This window comes from Massilia putida (assembly GCF_001941825.1).
GTDB lineage: Bacteria > Pseudomonadota > Gammaproteobacteria > Burkholderiales > Burkholderiaceae_D > Telluria > Telluria putida.
This window is the reverse complement of the sequence record NZ_CP019038.1, coordinates 6360466-6380121: the sequence shown is the minus strand read 5'-3', so window position 1 is coordinate 6380121 and position 19656 is coordinate 6360466. Positions and strand designations below refer to the sequence as shown.

Below are 19656 nucleotides of genomic sequence, written 5' to 3'. Positions count from 1 at the left end.
GTACATGGGCCCCGCCCGGTTGCACCGTTGAAAAAGAATTGGATTGCTAACAGGTATAATATGTATTGGTGCAAACATGTTGTTCTCCTCATCGCCTGCACTGTCCCCGTTTGCCGTTCTCTTCTCATCACTTACTGAATGCGACTGTCATGTTCTCGACGAAACTGCTCGATCTGAAGGATTCCGCCTCTTCCGTCGCCAACGAGATAGCGCCGTTCGCTACCGACGTCGACCGCGAGGCGGCCTGGCCGGCCCGCTCGATGGAAGCGCTCTCCAGGTCTGGACTCATGGGCCTTCAGGTGCCCGAGCAGCTCGGCGGGCACGGCCAGGGTTTGCTCGCTTTGGCGGTGCTTACCGAAACGCTCGGCAAAGCATGTCCTTCGACGTCGATGTGCTTCGGCATGCATTGCGTCGGCAGCGCGGTGATCGCGGCCAAGGCGACGTCCTACCAGTCGGAGGCTTATCTAAGCAAGATCGCACGCGGGGAGCACATCACCAGCTTGGCCTTGTCCGAGAGTGGCACCGGCGCGAATTTTTATCTTTCGGAAACTGCTATCGCCGCGGCCGGCGACCACTTCCTCGTGAACGGGACAAAGCAGTTCGTCACCAATGGCGGGCACGCCGATTCCTACGTCATCTCGGCGCTCAGCCCGAACACCGACGAAGTGGGCGACTTGAGCTGCCTGATCGTCGATCGGGATACAGCCGGGCTCGAGTGGCTTGAACCATGGCACGGCTTCGGTATGCGCGGCAACGCATCGCGGGGAATGCGCCTGGAGAATGCGCGTGTACCGTCCGCCAATCTGCTGGGGGAAGCCGGTGACCAAATATGGTATGTATTCGAGGTCATCGCGCCTTATTTTCTGATGGCGATGGCGGGCTGCTATTTGGGCATTGCGCAGGCCGCCCTCGACGCCGTGAGTGAACATTTGCGCACACGGCGTTATAGCCATACGGGCGAATCGCTGCGCCATATCGACCAGCTCCAGATGAAATATGCCGACATGTGGATGTCCGTCGAGAAAACCAGACAGCTCTTGTACGCGGCCGGCGAGCGTGGCGACCGGGGCGATCCCGAGGCACTGCCATTCATCCTGTCCTGCAAGGCGGACGCAGCAGAGACAGCCGTAGCGGTCACAAATGACGCCATGACCGTTTGCGGCGGCATTGCCTATCGCGAGAACAGCCGTTTGAGTCAGATGCTGCGCGATGCGCGCGCCGGGCACGTCATGGCTCCCACGACCGATATGTTAAAAACCTGGGCCGGGCGCGCCTTGCTCGGCCTGCCTTTGCTGTGACCGCGCAGTGGATTACAAACTCATCGTTCTCGTCGTGCCTTCACCAGAAACGGGCGCTGTGGACACCGGCATCGCACGGGCTGCGGCAGCGCTCAATCTGGAAATCGCGCTGGCTGCGCCGTCGGATGCGGCCCAGCGGATCAGGGATCTGATCGGGAGGGGTAGAGAACCGGCGGTCGTGCTGGTTGCTCCAGGCGTCGATCACGCCACGGCGGTCGCGCGCCAGATCCGTACGGTCTGGGAAGTCGGGCAAATCTTGTTCGTGCCCGCCAACGAACACTACCGGGCGGTCCAGAACGAGTTGCGGTATGCACCCATGCTCGGTCCGAACTGGTCTCTGATACCGCAGGACGATCCGCGTCTCGGCGAAAAACTCGCGCGCGCCGTGCAGGCGAGCCGGCAACGGACACGACTGCGGACGACGCTGGACCGGGCCAACATCCGGCTGGCGGCGCCGAAACCCATCGATGACGTTGCGTATCGCCAGTCGGTCATTTCGGAGCACTATCTGGCCAGCCTGCTGCAACACTCGTCCGATGCAATTTTCTCGCTGGATCCGCATAACGGCGTCCTGTATTGGAGCAAGGGGGCCGAGCAGCTGTTTCGATTTCGTCCCCCTGCTAGACAGCGGGTGAACGAGCTTCCATTCTGGTCGCCCGCACTCGATCCGCTGCTCGAGCGGATCCACGCCGGCGAATCGCCTTTGAAATCGGAACTGACTGCCGTCATCGACGGGCAGAAGCTTCATCTTGAAGTGTCGATGGCCCGGGTGCAGGATGAAAACCAGGCGTTTATCGGCACCTCGATTGCCGTACGCGATGTATCGGACGTGGTACGGGCAATCGAAACGGAACGCGCCGCGCGGCAACACGCCGAGCGGCTCGGACGTCTCAAGGACGAGTTCCTTGCTCTGCTCTCGCACGAATTGCGCACGCCCCTCAGTGCCGTCATCGGGCGCACCCAATTACTGCGCATGCAACACCGCAATTCGCCCGATATCCAGTCGGCGCTGGAAATCATCGAACGCAATGCCAAATTGCAGGCGAAGCTCATCGAGGATCTGCTCGACGTCTCTGCGATCATAACCGGCAAGCTCATTTTGGAGTCCCAGGATATCCTGGTCACCGATCTGCTCAGCGCTGCGGTCGCTTCCGTGCAGGGGCTGGCCGCCGCCAAGGAACTCGAACTGTTGACCGAGTTCGCCATCGGGGACGCAACGATCGTGGGCGATGCGGATCGCCTGCAGCAGGTGCTCTACAATATCTTGAACAATGCGATCAAATTCACGCCGAGCGGTGGACTGATCCGCGTGCGCGCCGACCTCGGCACCGGGCGCGACGTTCGAATCGTCATTGAAGATACCGGATGCGGTATTTCCGCTGATTTTCTGCCGCATGTGTTCGACAAATTCGGACAGGAAGACACCTCGATCACACGGCGGCACGGCGGCCTCGGCCTCGGTCTGTCGATCGCAAAACAAATTACAGAGATGCATGGCGGAACCATTGCGGTAGCAAGTCCAGGGCGAGGGCTCGGCACCGCTTTTACGCTGACGTTTCCGATCCGGCTCAAGCATCCCGACCGCGAGCCCGGGCCTCAGCATCCCGCCACACCGGCCGGTCATTCGCAGACGCTCACGCAGCTGAAGGTTCTGGTGGTGGAAGATGTCGCGGATGCCCGTCAACTGGTCGTCGATGTGCTACGCGCGCATGGCGCGCACGTGCTGACGGCGGAGTCAGCGACGACTGCACTCGACGTGCTGCGCACCGAGACGCCCGACGTCCTGGTCAGCGACATCGGCATGCCCGACATGGACGGCTATCAGCTGATCGAGGAGGTGCGGCGGCGGGGCTTCTCGGACGCGGTTCTGCCTGCGATCGCCCTGACCGCGTTTGCCAGCGCTGCCGACCGCCAGCGGGCGCTCGCCGCCGGCTTCCAGGCCCATGTGGCGAAGCCGCTCATCGTCACGGAACTGGTGTCCATGTTAACGACTGTCATGGCATCGCGTACGGGTGTGGCAGGTTGAGTTCGATCCATGCGACGTATCGTGCAGACCTGCGATGCGGCATCGGGTCGTTCCACGTCGGCGCACGTCGGCGGTCCAGGCACTGTGCATCGTTCCAGTGGCGATCGATAGGATGAGGCAGCCAGGCAATCGCCGCTGCACCCGTCCGCCTCTGACTCTACTCCCCGTTTGGCCCCGCTTCGTGACGTTCGTCGCGCGCAGACGGCCTTTCCGACCCATTCGTGAGCAAGTGCAGTAACGCCGCGACATCGACCGGTTTGGTGAGGTGGTGGTCGAAACCTGCAGCGATCGAACGTTCGCGGTCCGAGTCTTGGCCGTAGCCAGTCAACGCGATCAGTGTCGCGTGCGCGGTCTGCGGCAGCGCACGTATCCGTTGCGCCAACTGGTAACCGTCGATATCGGGTAGTCCGATATCGAGCAGGAGCACGTCCGGCGCGGCCTCCTCCGCCAACGCCAGCCCGCGATGTCCTTCGTAAGCGACATGCAGCCGATGCCCGACAGAACCAAGGTACATCGACAGCATGTCGGCCGCGTCGACATTGTCGTCGACGATGAGGATGTCGAGTGCCCGACTTTCCGCTGTATCGCCGTGCTGAAGCACTTCCAAGGCAGGTGTCGCGTGCGCTCGAGGCAGCCGAATCGTAAATTCGCTGCCGGCGCCAGGTCCCGCGCTGGCCACACCGATGTGCCCCCGATGCTGCTCGACCAGGCTTTTCACAAGTGCCAGTCCAATCCCCAGTCCGCCTTGGGCGCGATCGAAGGAACGTTCGCCCTGAACGAACAGGTCGAAGATATGAGGCAGCAGCGCGGCATCGATACCGATGCCGTTATCCCGCACGACGATTTGCACCGTGCTCGCGTCCAGCCTGAGTTCAAGCTCGATGACGCCGCCTTGTGGCGTGTACTTGGCCGCATTGTTGAGCAAATTCGTGACAATCTGCACGAGTCGGGTGCTGTCGCCGCGCACGTGCGCGGCTTGCGTCGGCACGGTCAGTGCCAGCTGGTGACGTCGCGAGTCAATGAGAGGCCTCGCCTGTTCGACCGCATCCCGTACGATGGCCACTATGTCGTGTAACCCCTGCGTCAGCACCACGAGGCCGCGAGTGACGCGTGAGACATCGAGCAGGTCGTCGAGCAGTTTGGTCATGTGGCCGATTTGGCGGTCGATGATCTCGCAGGTTTGTTTCACCCGATCAGGCGTTACTTTCCCGAGCCTGAGGATTTTGGCCGCCATGCCAATCGGTGCCAGCGGATTACGTAGCTCATGGGCCAGCATCGCCAAAAACTCATCCTTGCGACGGTCGGCATCGCGCAGCTTCGCCTCCGCCTCGCGTCGGAACACGAGTTCGTCTTCAATGCGCTGGTAGGCTGACTGCAGCTCGCGCCGGCTGACGTCGAGGGCCGTATTGAGTTCGTTGGCACGGCGGTGGCTTTCGCGCGCGGCGGCGGCGAGCCCCACAGCGGCAATTTCAGCCAGTTCGCCAGCCAACCTGGCACCCAGCAGGGGCAGCAAGGCGACAATTGCGGCCCGGGTCGGCGCAGCAGGCTCCGCCCCGAGGAACGCGACGATTACGTTACCTCCTGAATCGCACTGCCCCCACACGGGCGAATCTGTATCGCAATCGGCCGAGGGAAGGGTCGCCTCGGCGCTGCCTGTCTCCGCGCACCGGCCAAGAAAGTCTTGCCAACGCCTACCGGCACGCAACGTCTGAGGCAATCCGGGAGCAGGCAAAAATATCCCGACCTCCGCGTCCCTTCCAAATATCAGAACCTGTGCGACGCCAGCGTAACGCGCAAGGTTGGTCGTCCCGACAAATCTAGTGTCAGCGTTCTGCAGGTCGATGAAGATGGACACCAGCTCAAGCGGGATCATCGCATGCTTAGAGCGGGATCGCACATACGACGGCAGTACAATTATGGAATCCGCTAAATTGCCCGGTGCTCCGGGCAATCTGGCCGTACGTATTGCAACCAGCGAAATTTTCCGAACCGAGCGCCTCGCCAACGGCTTTCAGTTCGTCGTCGAACTCAAGCCCGAGGCGCAACCGGGTGGCGGCGCAATCAAAAAGCAGCGAGCCGGCGTGCTTGCCTCCGTCCAAACCCGTGAGCGCCGCCCGGGCCGCCTCGCGCGCCGCCTCGCAGGCAGAGGCGGTGTCCGAGACCATGATGTGCACGGTGGCCCCGACCGGCACCTCGGCGGCACAAGAAATCGAGCCGTCGTCATTGAGTGCAAGAGGTACGCGCAGCTTATACCCGTCGCCGGTTTCGATGCCGATCACGTTATGAAGGAAAAACGGGAGCGCATCGGCACGGTTGAACGTCTGACCCGTGGCTTGCGCATGCTCTTCAAATGCTTCTACCGCAGACGTCGCGTTCAGGCTGACCAGGCGTGTGCCTTCAGCCTCGGTGACACGCAGCGGGGGGCTGCTCGGTCGCCAACCATGGCGAACGCCGAGACCGATGGGCTTCTTCGACAACATTTCGAGCACTACGATCGCATCGGTATGTGCTTCCGTCCCCATGAAAACATGCGTCTGCTTGAACTTGGCATCATCGGCCGCCCCGCCGCCGAACAGCTGGTAGGTGCCGCCGGTACGCAGCATCATTTCGTGGATGATCTCGTTAACGTAGCCCGCCAGCGCATCGGTCAACACGAGCGCACTGCGATAGGGGAAGTCCGGATGGTCGCCGCCGGTAAAAACGGGCATGACCTGTTCGAGGGCGCCACTGAAATCTTGCCGGAGTCCCATGCCCAGTCCGGCTCGAAACAGGATGTCGTCCGCGCGAATTGCCATCACGGACACCGAAGCATGCCCCGTGGCGCAGCCGGAAAACTCCCCCGCCGATGAGCAGCCGACAAGCACGCGTGGCTGGCACGCGGCCTCGAGTGCGGCTAACAGCGGAGCGTAATCAAGTTCGGGGGACGCGAAAACGATCAGCACGTCCGGGCGGCCGCCGTCCAGTTTTTCAAAGATAGATTCGGCCAGCACGCGACTTGCCGCTTCCGGCGAGGAAAGGAGAGTGTGGCCGACCGCCACGATGGTATTTGCCATGGATAATCTATACAGTGGATAAACGCTGAGGGATTACTGGAGAATCACGGAACAGCACGACAAGATTTTGCTGACTTTCATACAATAGTGTAGTTAGGAAAAACATGCAAATTTGTTCCGTGCGGCAATAAAAATTGCCGCAGACGCGATGCGTGCCTCGCATTGGGAATGCATGATGACGCGTGCCCGATTCGCCAGGTACGCGCGACGCCGCTTTCTGTGACAATGGCGTATGACCAAAATGCCAGATTACGCTGCGCTGTTCGAAGCATCGCCCTATCCGTATTTACTCATCGCACCGGACCTGACCCTCATCGACGCCAACCAGGCCTACCTGAAGGCGACTGGCGCTGCCCGTCACGCCATCGTGGGCAAGCATATTTTCGAAGCCTTCCCGGCCGACGCGTCGGACCCCACGTCGACCAATCTCGACGAAGTCAGGAAGTCGATCGCCATCGCCGTTGCGACCGGCAAGCCGCATACGAGCTCGCTGCTGCGCTATGCGGTGCCCCGGCATCTGCCCGAAGGGACGGTGTTCGACCACCGCATCTGGAGTGCGGTCCATACGCCGGTGATGGATGCGGCCGGCGCGGTCCAGTTCGTGGCCCAGACGGCGATCGATGTGTCGGACCTGTACAGGTTCGATGCGCCGACCAACCGCTACGTCCTGAACCAGACCGTCAATGCGGTGCCGGACGTCGAAGAGCGCTCGCGCCCGCAACTGCACGAGGCCCTGACGCGCATCCTGAATGCGGAGCGCACCCAGTTGCAGACGATCTTTCACCAGGCGCCCGGCTTCATTACCGTGTTCGACCATCCGGGCCTGAAATTCGTCATGGTCAACGACGCGTTCTACGAGCTGGTGGGCGACCGTGAACTGCTCGGCAAGACCATCGCCGATGCGTTGCCGGAAACCGCCGGAACCAACTTCGAACGGGCGCTGGCGGACGTCGCCAGCTCGGGCCGGCCGATCGTGCTGCGCAACCGCCGCCTGGAGGTCCGGCGCGAAGCCGATGGACCGGTGGTCGACCGGTACATCGACCTGGTGCTGCAGCCCATTGTCGACGCCAACGGCAAGATCTCGGCGATCGTCGCGCAAGGTCATGACGTGACCGGCGCGCACCTGGCCACGCTGGCGCTGGAAGACAAGGTCCGGCAACTGGAAGCCGCGAAGGCGCGCCAGACCATGTTGCTGAAGCTGGGCGAGCGCTTGCGGGGTTTGGCCGAGGATCCGGATGCGATGATGGCGGCGGCCAGCGAGGAGTTGGCGCTGTTCCTGGCAGTACCGCGCACCGGCTACGTCGCGTTCGACGAACATTCGGAACAGGCCATGGTCATGAACACGTATTCCGACCTCGGCCGGATCCCGCCGCTGCCGCCCGTGGTCGAGCAGCCGGACGACTATGGCAAGGCTGTCATGGACGCGCTGCGGTCCGGCCAAACGATCGCGGTCAACGACATGGAAGCGGACCCGCGCACGGCCGGTCCGGTGGCGCGAGCCCATGCGGCGATAGGCGCCAGGGCCTCGCTCGCGGTACCGATCCAGCGCCAAGGCCGGTTGGTGGCGTTCATGTTCGCGCACGACGTGCAGCCGCGCCAGTGGTCGGACGACGACGTGGAACTGATGCAGCAGACGGCAGACCGCACATGGGAAGCCGTGGAACGGGCGCGTGCGCTGGCCGCGCTGCGCGAAACCGACCGGCGCAAGGATGAATTTTTGGCCATGTTGGCACACGAACTGCGCAATCCGCTGGCCCCGATCGGTGCGGCCGTGCAGCTGCTGCCACGGGTGCGGCTCGACGAAGGACGACTGCGTCAGACGAGCGAGATCATCGGGCGCCAGGTCCACCACATGACCGGCCTGATCGACGACCTGCTGGACGTGTCGCGCGTGACGAGTGGCCTGATCAGCCTGGAACGCAGGCGACTGGACGTGTACGACGTCATCGGCGACGCCATCGAGCAGGTCGGCCCGCTGATCGGCTCGCGCCAGCAAACCCTCGTGCTGCAGCCGGGGCCGCGGCCGCTTTGGGTCGACGGCGACCACAAGCGACTGGTGCAGGTGGTCGGCAACATCCTCAACAACGCCGCGAAGTACACGCAGGAAGGCGGCCACATCACGGTCGCGGCGGATGCCAGCGCCGGGCAAGTGGGCATCACCGTGACCGACGACGGCATCGGCATGACCGCGGAACTGGTCAAGCGGGTGTTCGACCTGTTCGCGCAAGCCGAACGCACATCGGACAGGTCGTCGGGCGGGCTCGGCCTCGGCCTTGCGCTCGTCAAGAGCCTGGTCGAGCTGCACAAGGGGACGGTCAGCTGCGCAAGCCCGGGCTTGGGCAGGGGCAGCACGTTCCGCGTGTGCCTGCCGCGCCTGCACGATGCCGCCGCGTCGGTGGCCGGCCCGACGGCGCAGGCGGGATCGCGGCGAGACGGTCGCGCACTGCGCATCCTTGTCGTGGACGACAACGCCGATGCCGCCGCCATGCTGGCCATGCTGCTCGAAGTGATGGGCCATGCGGTGACGGTCGAACACGGCGCCCGCGCGGGCGTGGCGCGGGCGCGCGAAGAAAAGCCCGATGTGTGTCTCCTCGACATTGGCCTGCCCGAGATGGATGGCCATGCCCTGGCCCGGCAACTGCGCAGCCTGCCGGAAACGAAGAACGCGGTGCTGGTCGCAGTCACGGGCTACGGGGGCCAACGCGACAGGAACGACACCCGTGCGTCCGGCTTCGACCACCACCTCGTCAAGCCCATCGATACCGACGATCTCGCGGTCATCCTGGCCGATGCCGCGGCAGCACCGGACCGGTGATACGCGACATCGGGCCGGGCATGCGGCCGGCCGATTCGGATTTCGGTTCGGAGATCCGGTCGCTTCGAAACATGCTGCCGTAAGTGCCCGCCGGGGTTTTCGTTCGGGCCGCGTTGTCAAGCGCTCCTATCCGCGCCCGGGCCCGAACGCCTCGGCCGGCGTAGCGACGCCCCCCCGCGTCGGTGCCGTCGTAACCCGGATGCTCCAGCAGGCTCGCGCGGAACGCGGGGCCCTGCAGGTAAGCCAGCGTCGCGGCGAAACGCGGGTCGGCCAGCGTGGCCTCCGCGCAGACGAGGAAATACCGTTCGGTCAGTACGGGCACGAAGTCCAGGTCGAACTGGCGCGCCGCGGCTTCCACGCCCAGCCCGGCGTCGGCCTTGCCTGACGCGATATAGGCCGCGATGGCCGCATGGGTCAGCTCCACGTTTTCCAGTCCGTTGATGTCGGCCCCCGACATCTGCGCCCGTTCCAGCAGCAGTTCGAGCACCATGCGCGTGCCGGAGCCCTGCTGCCGGTTCACGAACCGCACGTCCGGACGGGCCAGGTCGCGGATCGTCCAGACCTGGCGCGGATTGCCCTTCCTGACCATCAGCCCGAGGCGGCGGGACGTCACCGTGATCATCCGGTAGTCGTCCTTCAGCAGCGGCCGGATCTTCGCGAACACTTCCGCCTGCAGTTCGCCGACCGGCACCGGAAACCCGGCCACGTCGCAGCTGCCGCGCGCGAGCGCGTTCAGCGCCTCGATGCTGCCGCGATAGCTCAACTCGACGCTTGCCTGCTCGCGCTGCAAATAGGCGTTGAGCGTGGCGATCGCATAACCGTGGCTCGCGAAGATCTTCAGGTAGCTCTGCCCGCGCGCCAGCGCCAGCTGGACCTGGGCGTCGATCTCGGCCGCCATCGAATCGAGCAAGGGATCGAAGCGCGCATGCACCAGTTTTAACGCCCATACGAGGCGGCTGCCGAGTTCCGTCAGCGACGAGCCCCGGCCGCGCGTCATTTCCAGCACGGGGCCGCCCATCCGCTTTTCCAGCGCGCCCACCATGTCCCAGCCGCTGCGGTAGGAAATGCCGAGGCGCTCGCACGCGATGCGCAGGTTGCCGTGCCGGTCGACCTCGGCCAGCAGGCGCAGGGGCCGGTCGATCGGCTCGGCGCCGTCGGGTCCTTCGATGGAAAAGCTGGGCTGGAGCCGGATGCGCATGAATCGGGATGGGACAGTAATGGACGCACAAGTATAGGCAGATTTTTGCATGGCCGATATATGCATCATTCTGCATATTATTTGCACGTTCCCGCACATATTGCAGAGCCATGCCGCATAGGCCTACCATGTGGTCTGCGCTGCACGCCACGCACAATAGGCAACATCCTGCATCTTCTCCACGTCAGGAACAGACAATGCAAACACCATATACCGACAGCGCCCGGGATCCCGCGACGGTCGCTGCCATCCTCGAGGCGCACCGGGGCACGCCGGGCGCCATGCTGCCCATCCTGCACGCCATCCAGGACAGTCTCGGCCACATCCCGGCCGACGCCGTGCCGCTGATCGCCGACTTTCTTAACGTGTCGCGCGCCGAAGTGCATGGCGTGATCACGTATTACGACCACTTCCGCCAGCAGCCGGCGGCGCGGCACGTGGTGCGCCTGTGCCGCGCCGAAGCCTGCCAGGCGCGCGGCGCCGATGCGCTCGCGGGCCACGTCCGGCAAACCTTGGGCTGCGATTTCCACGGCACCAGCGCGGACGGCAAGGTGACGCTCGAACCCGTGTACTGCCTGGGCCATTGCGCGGTCGGGCCGAACATCGCCATCGACGACAAGCCGTACGCGCGCGTGAGCACGGCGCGCTTCGACGCCCTGCTTGCGGCCTGCGGAGGTGAACGATGACCTGCACGATCTTCGTACCGCGCGATTCGACCGCGCTGGCGCTGGGCGCCGACGACGTGGCCACCGCCATCGAGGCGGAAGCGCGGCGTCGCGGCATCGACCTGCGCATCGTGCGCAACGGCTCGCGCGGCATGTTCTGGCTGGAGCCGCTGGTCGAAGTCGCGACGCCCGCGGGCCGCACCGCCTACGGCCCCGTCGACGCGAGCGATGTCGCCGGCCTGTTCGATGCGGGGTTCTTCGACGGCGGCGCGCACCCGCTGTCCCTCGGCCTCACGGACGCCCTGCCTTACCTGCAAAAGCAGGAACGCATCACGTTCGCGCGCGTGGGCATCACGGATCCGGTATCGCTCGACGACTACCTGGCGCACGACGGCTACGCGGGCCTGCGCCGCGCGCTTTCCATGGCGCCCGGCGCCATCGTGCAGGAAGTGATCGACTCCGGCCTGCGCGGACGCGGCGGCGCGGCCTTCCCCACCGGCGTCAAATGGAAGACCGTGCTGGGCGCGCAGGCCGTGCAGAAGTACATCGTGTGCAATGCCGACGAAGGCGATTCCGGCACGTTCTCCGACCGCATGGTGATGGAAGACGATCCGTTCATGCTCATCGAAGGCATGACGATCGCGGGCCTGGCCGTCGGCGCCACGCGCGGCTACATCTATGTGCGGTCCGAATATCCGCATGCGATCGCGGCGCTGAACGAGGCGATCGCCAATGCGACGGCGGCGGGCTACCTCGGCATTGACGTCCTCGGCAGCGGCAAGGCGTTCCACCTCGACGTGCGCAAAGGCGCCGGTTCCTACGTCTGCGGCGAGGAGACCGCGCTGCTGGAAAGCCTGGAAGGCAAGCGCGGCATCGTGCGCGCCAAGCCGCCGCTGCCGGCGCTGTCCGGCCTGTTCGGCCAGCCCACCGTCATCAACAATGTGATTTCGCTGGCCTCGGTCCCGCTGATCCTGCAGAAAGGCGCGGCATACTACCGCGACCTCGGCCAGGGCCGCTCGCGCGGCACGCTGCCGTTCCAGCTGGCGGGCAACCTGAAATACGGCGGCCTGGTGGAAAAAGCGTTCGGCGTCACCTTGCGCGAACTGCTCGTCGACTTCGGCGGCGGCAGCGCGAGCGGCCGGCCGCTGCGCGCCGTGCAGGTCGGCGGCCCGCTGGGCGCCTATCTGCCCCCGTCGCGCTTCGACACGCCGCTCGATTACGAAGCCTTCGCCGCCATCGGCGCCGCGGTCGGCCATGGCGGCATCGTCGCCTTCGACGACACGGTCGACATGGCCAAACAGGCGCGCTACGCGATGGAATTCTGCGCGGCCGAATCGTGCGGCAAATGCACGCCCTGCCGCATCGGTTCCACCCGCGGCGTGGAAGTGATGGACAAGATCATCGCCAACCAGGACCGCCCGCAACAGATCCACCTGCTGCGCGACCTGTGCGACCTGATGCTGGCCGGCTCGCTGTGCGCGATGGGCGGCATGACGCCCTACCCCGTGCTGTCGGCGCTCGACAACTTTCCCGAAGATTTCGGAGGCAGCGACGCCGCCCCCGACCAGAAGGCCGCCTGAAGCGCGCCCCGAGGAGACACATGAATACCACCGAAATCAAGATCCCGGACTTCGGCACGCCACGCAAAGAGTCCGACGTCCTCGTGACGCTGGAGATCGACGGCGTCGAGGTCACCGTGCCGGAAGGTACGTCCGTCATGCGCGCCGCCGCCATGATGGGCACCAGCATCCCGAAGCTGTGCGCCACCGAGAGCCTGGAAGCCTTCGGCTCGTGCCGCGTATGCCTCGTCGAGATCGAAGGCCGGCGCGGCTATCCCGCGTCGTGCACGACGCCTTGCGAACCGGGCATGAAGGTGCGCACCCAGACGCCGAAGCTGCAGGAGCTGCGCAAGGGCATGCTGGAACTGTACATCTCCGACCACCCGCTCGACTGCCTCACGTGCGCGGCCAACGGCGATTGCGAACTGCAGGACATGGCCGGCGTGACCGGCCTGCGCGAGGTGCGCTACGGCTACGAGGGCAGCAACCACCTGCGCATGGCGAAGGACGAGTCGAATCCCTACTTCACCTACGACCCGTCGAAATGCATCGTCTGCAACCGCTGCGTGCGCGCGTGCGAGGAAACCCAGGGCACGTTCGCGCTGACCATCGACGGCCGCGGCTTCGCGTCGCGCGTCGCCGCGAGCCAGAACGACAGCTTCCTCGAGTCGGAATGCGTGTCGTGCGGCGCCTGCGTCAACGCCTGCCCCACCGCCACGCTGACGGAAAAGACCGTCATCATGATGGGCCAGGCGGAGCACAGCAAGGTCACGACCTGCGCCTATTGCGGCGTCGGTTGTTCGTTCCGCGCCGAGATGAAGGGCAACGAGGTCGTGCGCATGGTCCCGAACCCGGACGGGCAGGCGAACCACGGCCACGCCTGCGTCAAGGGCCGCTTCGCGTGGGGCTATGCGACGCACAAGGACCGCATGCTCAAGCCGATGATCCGCCAGAAGATCACGGATCCGTGGCGCGAAGTGTCGTGGGAAGAGGCGATCGGCTACGCGGCCTCCGAATTCCGCCGCATCCAGGCCAAGTACGGCCGCGCGTCGATCGGCGGCATCACCTCGTCGCGCTGCACCAACGAGGAAACCTATCTGGTGCAGAAGCTCGTGCGCGCGGCCTTCGGCAACAACAACGTCGACACCTGCGCGCGCGTGTGCCACTCGCCCACGGGCTACGGCCTGAAACAGACGCTGGGCGAATCGGCCGGCACGCAGACGTTCGACTCCGTCATGAAGGCGGACGTCATCATGATCATCGGCGCCAACCCGGCGTCCGCGCACCCCGTGTTCGCATCGCAGATGAAGCGCCGCCTGCGCCAGGGCGCAAAGCTGATCGTCATCGACCCGCGCACGACGGAAATGGTCAAGTCGCCGCACATCCAGGCCGACTACCACCTCAAGCTCATGCCCGGCACGAACGTCGCCATCGTCAACGCGCTGGCGCACGTGATCGTCACCGAGAACCTGTGCCGCGAAGACTATGTGGCCGAGCGCTGCGACACCGCGTCGTTCGCCGAGTGGAAGGAATTCGTCGCGCTGCCGGAAAACTCTCCCGAAGCCGTGCAGGCCGCGACGGGCGTACCGGCCGACGTGATCCGCGGCGCCGCCCGCCTCTACGCCACCGGCGGCAACGCCGCGATCTACTACGGCCTGGGCGTCACGGAACATGCGCAGGGGTCCACCATGGTGATCGGCATCGCCAACCTCGCCATGGCGACGGGGAACGTGGGACGCGACGGCGTCGGCGTGAACCCGCTGCGCGGCCAGAACAACGTGCAGGGTTCGTGCGACATGGGGTCGTTCCCGCACGAGCTGCCGGGCTACCGCCACGTGTCGGACAGCACGGTGCGCTCGGCATTCGAGGCCGCGTGGGACTGCACGCTCGATCCGGAGCCGGGCCTGCGCATCCCGAACATGTTCGACGCGGCGCTGGACGGCAGCTTCATGGGCCTGTATTGCGAGGGCGAAGACATCGTGCAGTCCGACCCGAACACGCAGCACGTCACGGCCGCGCTGGCGGCGATGGAATGCATCGTCGTGCAAGACCTGTTCCTCAACGAGACGGCGAAATACGCCCACGTGTTCCTGCCGGGTTCGTCATTCCTGGAAAAGGACGGCACGTTCACGAACGCCGAGCGGCGCATCTCGCGCGTGCGCAAGGTGATGCCGCCCAAGGCCGGCAAGTCGGACTGGGAAGTGACGATGATGCTGTCGAACGCGCTCGGCTATCCGATGAATTACCGCCATCCGAAGGAGATCATGGCGGAGATCGCGGCGCTGACGCCGACGTTCGCCGGCGTCAGCTACGAACGGATCGAACAGCTCGGCGGCAGCATCCAGTGGCCGTGCAACGCGGACGCGCCCGAGGGCACGCCGATCATGCACATCGACGCCTTCGTGCGCGGCAAGGGCCGCTTCATTCCCACGAAGTTCTTCGGCAGCGGCGAGAAGGTCACGCGGCGCTATCCGCTCGTGCTGACGACGGGCCGCATCCTGTCGCAGTACAACGTCGGCGCGCAGACGCGGCGCACGCACAACAATGCGTGGCACAGCGAAGACCGCCTCGAGATCCATCCGGACGACGCGCTCGAGCGCGGCATCCGTGAGGGCGACTGGGCCGGCATCGAATCGCGTGCGGGGCAGACGGTGCTGCGCGCCACGCTCACCGACCGCGTGCAGCCGGGCGTCGTCTACACGACGTTCCACTTCCCCGAGTCCGGCGCGAACGTCATCACGACGGACTCCTCGGACTGGGCCACCAACTGCCCGGAGTACAAGGTCACGGCGGTGCAGGTGATGCCGGTCACCCAGCCGTCCGACTGGCAGCAGGGCTACCAGCGCTTCAGCGCGGCCCAGGTCGAGCTGGCGAACGAGCGGCGCATCGCGGAAGCCACGGATGGAGGAACGAAGGTATGAGCGGCGGTATCGACAACCTGGTCAGGATGGCCAACCAGATCGGCGACTTCTTCGGAACGATGAAGGACCGCCGGCAGTCGCTGGAAGAGATCGCGGGCCACCTGCGCCGCTTCTGGGAGCCGCGCATGCGCGTGGCGCTGCTGGCCCATGTCGACCGGGAGGCCGGTGCGGGCCTGAGCGACATCGTGCTCGAGAGCCTCAGGGCGCACCGGGACCGGATCGTTTAAAACACGACGACCGACCGGATCGATTCGCCCTTCTTCATCAGGTCGAAGCCGTCGTTGATCCGGTCGAGCGGCAGGTGGTGGGTGATCAGATCGTCGATGTTGATCTTGTTTTCCATGTACCAGTCGACGATCTTCGGCACGTCCGTGCGCCCGCGCGCGCCGCCGAACGCGGAGCCCTTCCACACGCGGCCCGTGACCAGCTGGAACGGACGCGTCGCGATCTCCTTGCCCGCTTCCGCCACGCCGATGATGATCGATTGGCCCCAGCCCTTGTGGCAGCATTCCAGCGCCTGGCGCATGGTCGTCACGTTGCCGATGCACTCGAACGAATAGTCGGCGCCGCCGTCCGTCAGCTGGACGATGGTGTCGACGACGTTGTCGACCTCTTTCGGATTGACAAAATGGGTCATGCCGAACTTGCGCGCCATGGCTTCGCGGCCCGGGTTGATGTCCACGCCGATGATCTTGTCGGCGCCGACCATCTTCGCGGCCTGGATCACGTTCAGGCCGATGCCGCCCAGGCCGAACACGACGACGTTCGCGCCCGCCTCGACCTTCGCGGTAAAAATCACGGCGCCGATGCCCGTCGTCACGCCGCAGCCGATGTAGCAGATCTTGTCGAACGGCGCATCGGACCGGACCTTCGCCAGCGCGATCTCCGGCACGACGATGTAGTTCGAGAAGGTCGAGGTGCCCATGTAGTGGTAGATCGGCTTGCCGTCCAGCGAGAAGCGGCTCGTCGCATCCGGCATCAGGCCGCGGCCCTGCGTGGAGCGGATGGCCTGGCACAGATTGGTCTTCTGCGACAGGCAGAACTTGCACTGGCGGCATTCCGGGGTGTACAGCGGGATGACGTGGTCGTCCTTGCGCAGGCTCGTCACGCCCGGGCCGACGTCGACGACGACGCCCGCGCCCTCATGGCCCAGGATGGCCGGGAAGATGCCTTCCGGGTCGGCACCGGACAGCGTGTAGTAATCGGTATGGCAGATGCCCGTCGCCTTCACCTCGACCAGCACCTCGCCCGCGCGCGGGCCCTGCAGATTCACTTCTTCGATCGTCAGCGGTTTCCCCGCCTGCCATGCAATCGCTGCCTTGGTTTTCATCGTATCGGATTCCTATCGTTGACTACAAATGGGGAATTTTGCCGGCCGGCGGGCGGTCCGTGGCGACCGGCGCCGAACGATGGCGGAAAATGATGGGATAATGGCCGGATTTTCCGGTCCCTCAATGAGTCTCGCAGCATGAAAACGGTCGATATCGTCGTGTACCCGGGCTTCAAGGCCCTCGAGGCGATCGGCCCGATGTCCGTCTTCGAATACGCCAACCTGCACCTGCGCCAGGCCGGGCGCCCGCCCGGCTACGACGTGTGCATCGCCTCGACCGCGATAGGGCCGGTCCGGTCGGACACGCTGATGTCGCTGCACGCCACCAAGACGCTGAACACGCTCGCCCTGCCCGACGACGCCATCATCGTCGGCGCGCGCGACATCCGGCGCGCGCTCGCGGACGGCGCGGCGCTCGTCGACTGGGTCGGCAATGCGTGCGGGCGTCTGCAGCGGCTGGCGGCGCTCTGTTCCGGCACGTTCTTCCTCGCGGCCGCCGGCGTCCTGGACGGCAAGCGCGCAACGACGCACTGGAGCGTCGCCGACCGCCTGCAGGACGACTACCCGGCCATCCAGGTGGAAGCCGACGCCATCTTCATCCGCGCCGACAATCTGTGGACGTCCGCCGGCGTCACAGCCGGCATCGACCTCGCCCTGGCGCTGGTCGAAGACGACTTCGGCCGCGACCTCGCGCTGCGGGTGGCGACCGACATGGTGGTCTACCTGAAGCGGCCCGGCGGCCAGTCGCAGTTCAGCACCCATTTGCTGGGCGAACGCACGGCGCGCCCCGGCATCCGCGACATCGTCCAGTGGATCCAGGAAAACCTGCACGAACGCCCGACCGTCGCCGCCCTCGCCCGCAAGGCCATGATGAGCGAGCGCCACTTCGCGCGCGTGTTCCAGCAGGAGGTGGGCCTCAGCACCCTGGAATTCATCGAGGCCTGCCGCTTCGAGCGCGCGACGCAATTGCTGGGCAACCTGGACCTGCCGCTGAAGACGGTCGCCGCGCGCGCCTGCTTCAGCGACGAGGCGCAGATGCGGCGCGTGTTCCAGAAAAAGCTCGGCATCCCGCCGGCGCTGTACCGGGAACGCTTCGCCACGACGGGCGTTCACACGGCGCAGCCCGGCCGGTTATGATGGGCGCCATGATCACCTGTTTCGATATCGGCGGCAGCGCCATCAAATGCGCCGTCGCGACGGCGGACGGTCGGATCGGCGACCTGCAACGCGTGCCGACGCCCGCCCGCGACTTCGACGCGTTCACCGCCGCGATTCGGGCGCTGATCGCCGCGCGCGGCCCGTCGCGCGGCGTCGCCATTTCGATCGCCGGCGTGGTCGATCCGCTCGATGGACGCATCAAGTGCGCCAACATCCCCTGCATCGACGGCCGCGCGCTGGCCGCCGACCTGGCCGCCGCGTTCGCGCTGCCGGTGTGGATCATCAACGACGCCGACAGCTTCGCGCTGGCCGAAGCGCAGGCCGGCGCGGGACGCGGCCACGCCAATGTGTTCGGCCTGATCCTGGGCACGGGCGTGGGCGGCGGCCTGGTCTTCAACGGGCGTTTGATCGGCGGGCCGGGTGGCTTCGCCGGCGAATGGGGACACGGCCCGGTGGCCGCGCAATTCGCCGGCATGCAAGCCATTCCCCGCTTTCCCTGCGGCTGCGGCCAGACCGGCTGCCTGGACACGGTCGGCGGCGCGCGCGGCCTGGAACGGCTGCACCTGGCGTTACATCAGCGGTCACTGGACAGCCGCGCGATCATCGACGCCTGGCAGGCCGGCGACGCGGATGCCGAACGCACCATCGCCTGCTACATCGATCTGCTGAGCGGCCCGCTGGCCATGCTGGTCAACACGGTCGGCGCCTCGGTCCTGCCCGTCGGCGGAGGACTCGCCAACAGCGCGCCGCTGATCGCGCGGCTCGACCGGGCGGTGCGCGCGGCCATCCTGCGCAAGACCGATGCCCCCATCATCGTGCCGGGCCAGTCGGGCGCGGAACCGGGATTGATCGGCGCGGCCTGGCTGGGCCTGGAAAAACTGGGCGGCGCGCATGGCTGAGGCGATCACGCTGGAAGTCTGCGTCGACAGCGTCCACGGACTCGCGGCCGCGATCGACGGCGGCGCCGACCGCATCGAACTGTGCGCCGCGCTGGAAACCGGTGGCCTGACGCCGACGGCCGGCCTGCTGCGCGCGGCGTCAGCCTGCCCGGTGCCGGTGGTGGCCATGATCCGTCCGCGCGGCGGCGACTTTTGCTTCGACGCGCCGGAAACGCGGCTGATGCAGGACGAGATCGACGCGGTCGCCGCCGCCGGCCTCCAGGGCGTGGTGCTGGGCGCCTCGCTGCCGGACGGGCGGCTGGACCAGCGCGCGCTGGAACGGCTGGTCCGCCGCGCCAGGGACCTCGGGCTGCGCTGCACGCTGCACCGGGCGATCGACCTGTGCCCCGACCTGGCACAGGCGACCCGCGCGGCCGCCGATCTGGGCTTCGAGCGCATCCTCACTTCCGGCGGCGCCCGCAGCGCGCCGGAGGGCCTGGCGGGCCTGGAGCGCTGCTTCGATGCCGCCGCCGGCCGTATCGCCATCATGCCCGGCGCCGGCATCCACGCGGACAACGTGGATCTGCTGCGCGCGCGGTTGCCGCTGACCGACCTGCACGCGTCCTGCTCGGTGCCGCTGCCGGCCCCTGCACCGATGGTCGCCGCCCTCGGCTTCGATGCCGGCGGCCGCCGCCAGACCAGCAGCACCCTTGTCGCGCGCCTGAAAGCTAAACTCGTCGGCTGACACGGCCTGT

At 65.8% G+C, this 19656-nt stretch carries 14 protein-coding genes; 10 read left to right on the top strand and 4 right to left on the bottom strand.

Features of this window, described 5'->3' with window-relative positions:
- The first annotated feature begins 149 nt into the window (after positions 1-149).
- Both BVG12_RS30690 and BVG12_RS30685 read left to right on the top strand, forming a co-directional pair.
- The gene (locus BVG12_RS30690) at positions 150-1298 is read left to right on the top strand and encodes an acyl-CoA dehydrogenase family protein (RefSeq protein ID WP_075795711.1); all 1149 of its coding nucleotides are present in this window, start codon (positions 150-152) and stop codon (positions 1296-1298) included.
- 7 nt (positions 1299-1305) lie between these two features.
- Positions 1306-3324: a hybrid sensor histidine kinase/response regulator gene (locus BVG12_RS30685; RefSeq protein ID WP_156895780.1), complete on the top strand. Its 2019-nt coding sequence runs from the start codon at positions 1306-1308 to the stop codon at positions 3322-3324.
- Between the two features lie 157 nt (positions 3325-3481).
- On the opposite strand, the gene BVG12_RS30680 is transcribed toward BVG12_RS30685, so the two are convergent.
- Both BVG12_RS30680 and BVG12_RS30675 read right to left on the bottom strand, forming a co-directional pair.
- Positions 3482-5197, bottom strand: coding sequence for a hybrid sensor histidine kinase/response regulator (locus tag BVG12_RS30680; protein WP_075795709.1), 1716 nt, complete (start codon positions 5195-5197; stop codon positions 3482-3484).
- Positions 5198-5204: 7 nt separating this feature from the next.
- A complete protein-coding gene (locus tag BVG12_RS30675; RefSeq protein WP_075795708.1) occupies positions 5205-6377 on the bottom strand; it encodes an FIST signal transduction protein in 1173 nt (390 codons plus the stop codon).
- 232 nt (positions 6378-6609) lie between these two features.
- Here BVG12_RS30675 and BVG12_RS30670 point away from each other — a divergent pair, with 232 nt between their 5' ends.
- Positions 6610-9192: a hybrid sensor histidine kinase/response regulator gene (locus BVG12_RS30670; RefSeq protein ID WP_075795707.1), complete on the top strand. Its 2583-nt coding sequence runs from the start codon at positions 6610-6612 to the stop codon at positions 9190-9192.
- Here BVG12_RS30670 and BVG12_RS30665 read toward each other — a convergent pair.
- Positions 9155-10390, bottom strand: coding sequence for a substrate-binding domain-containing protein (locus BVG12_RS30665; protein WP_075795706.1), 1236 nt, complete (start codon positions 10388-10390; stop codon positions 9155-9157). The two genes, BVG12_RS30670 and BVG12_RS30665, sit on opposite strands and share 38 nt — an antisense overlap.
- Positions 10391-10587: 197 nt before the next feature.
- On the opposite strand from BVG12_RS30665, the gene BVG12_RS30660 reads away from it, so the two are divergent.
- Genes BVG12_RS30660 through BVG12_RS30645 form a run of 4 tightly spaced genes read left to right on the top strand, consistent with a single transcriptional unit; the run spans position 10588 to position 15762 of the window.
- Complete coding sequence (locus tag BVG12_RS30660) at positions 10588-11076, top strand: formate dehydrogenase subunit gamma (protein ID WP_075795705.1); 489 nt, start codon at positions 10588-10590, stop codon at positions 11074-11076.
- Complete coding sequence (locus BVG12_RS30655; RefSeq protein WP_075795704.1) at positions 11073-12635, top strand: formate dehydrogenase beta subunit; 1563 nt, start codon at positions 11073-11075, stop codon at positions 12633-12635. Before BVG12_RS30660 ends, BVG12_RS30655 begins: the two co-directional genes overlap by 4 nt.
- Before the next feature lie 20 nt (positions 12636-12655).
- Positions 12656-15535, top strand: a complete 2880-nt coding sequence (fdhF, locus tag BVG12_RS30650) for a formate dehydrogenase subunit alpha (RefSeq protein ID WP_075795703.1) — start codon at positions 12656-12658, stop codon at positions 15533-15535.
- On the top strand, positions 15532-15762 hold the full coding sequence (locus tag BVG12_RS30645; RefSeq protein WP_075795702.1) for a formate dehydrogenase subunit delta: 231 nt from the start codon (positions 15532-15534) through the stop codon (positions 15760-15762). Before fdhF ends, BVG12_RS30645 begins: the two co-directional genes overlap by 4 nt.
- Here BVG12_RS30645 and BVG12_RS30640 read toward each other — a convergent pair.
- Positions 15759-16865, bottom strand: a complete 1107-nt coding sequence (locus BVG12_RS30640; RefSeq protein WP_075795701.1) for an S-(hydroxymethyl)glutathione dehydrogenase/class III alcohol dehydrogenase — start codon at positions 16863-16865, stop codon at positions 15759-15761. The genes BVG12_RS30645 and BVG12_RS30640 overlap by 4 nt on opposite strands.
- 138 nt (positions 16866-17003) lie before the next feature.
- Between BVG12_RS30640 and BVG12_RS30635 the strand changes: the two genes are divergently transcribed.
- The 3 genes from BVG12_RS30635 to BVG12_RS30625 are packed head-to-tail and all read left to right on the top strand — an operon-like array spanning position 17004 to position 19646.
- Positions 17004-18002 carry a GlxA family transcriptional regulator gene (locus tag BVG12_RS30635; protein WP_075795700.1) on the top strand — a complete coding sequence of 333 codons (999 nt, stop codon included), beginning with the start codon at positions 17004-17006 and terminating at the stop codon, positions 18000-18002.
- 8 nt (positions 18003-18010) lie between these two features.
- Entirely contained in the window at positions 18011-18922 is a 912-nt protein-coding gene (locus tag BVG12_RS30630; protein ID WP_075796663.1) for an ROK family protein, read from the top strand.
- Complete coding sequence (locus tag BVG12_RS30625) at positions 18915-19646, top strand: copper homeostasis protein CutC (RefSeq protein ID WP_075795699.1); 732 nt, start codon at positions 18915-18917, stop codon at positions 19644-19646. Before BVG12_RS30630 ends, BVG12_RS30625 begins: the two co-directional genes overlap by 8 nt.
- The last annotated feature ends 10 nt before the right edge of the window (positions 19647-19656 follow it).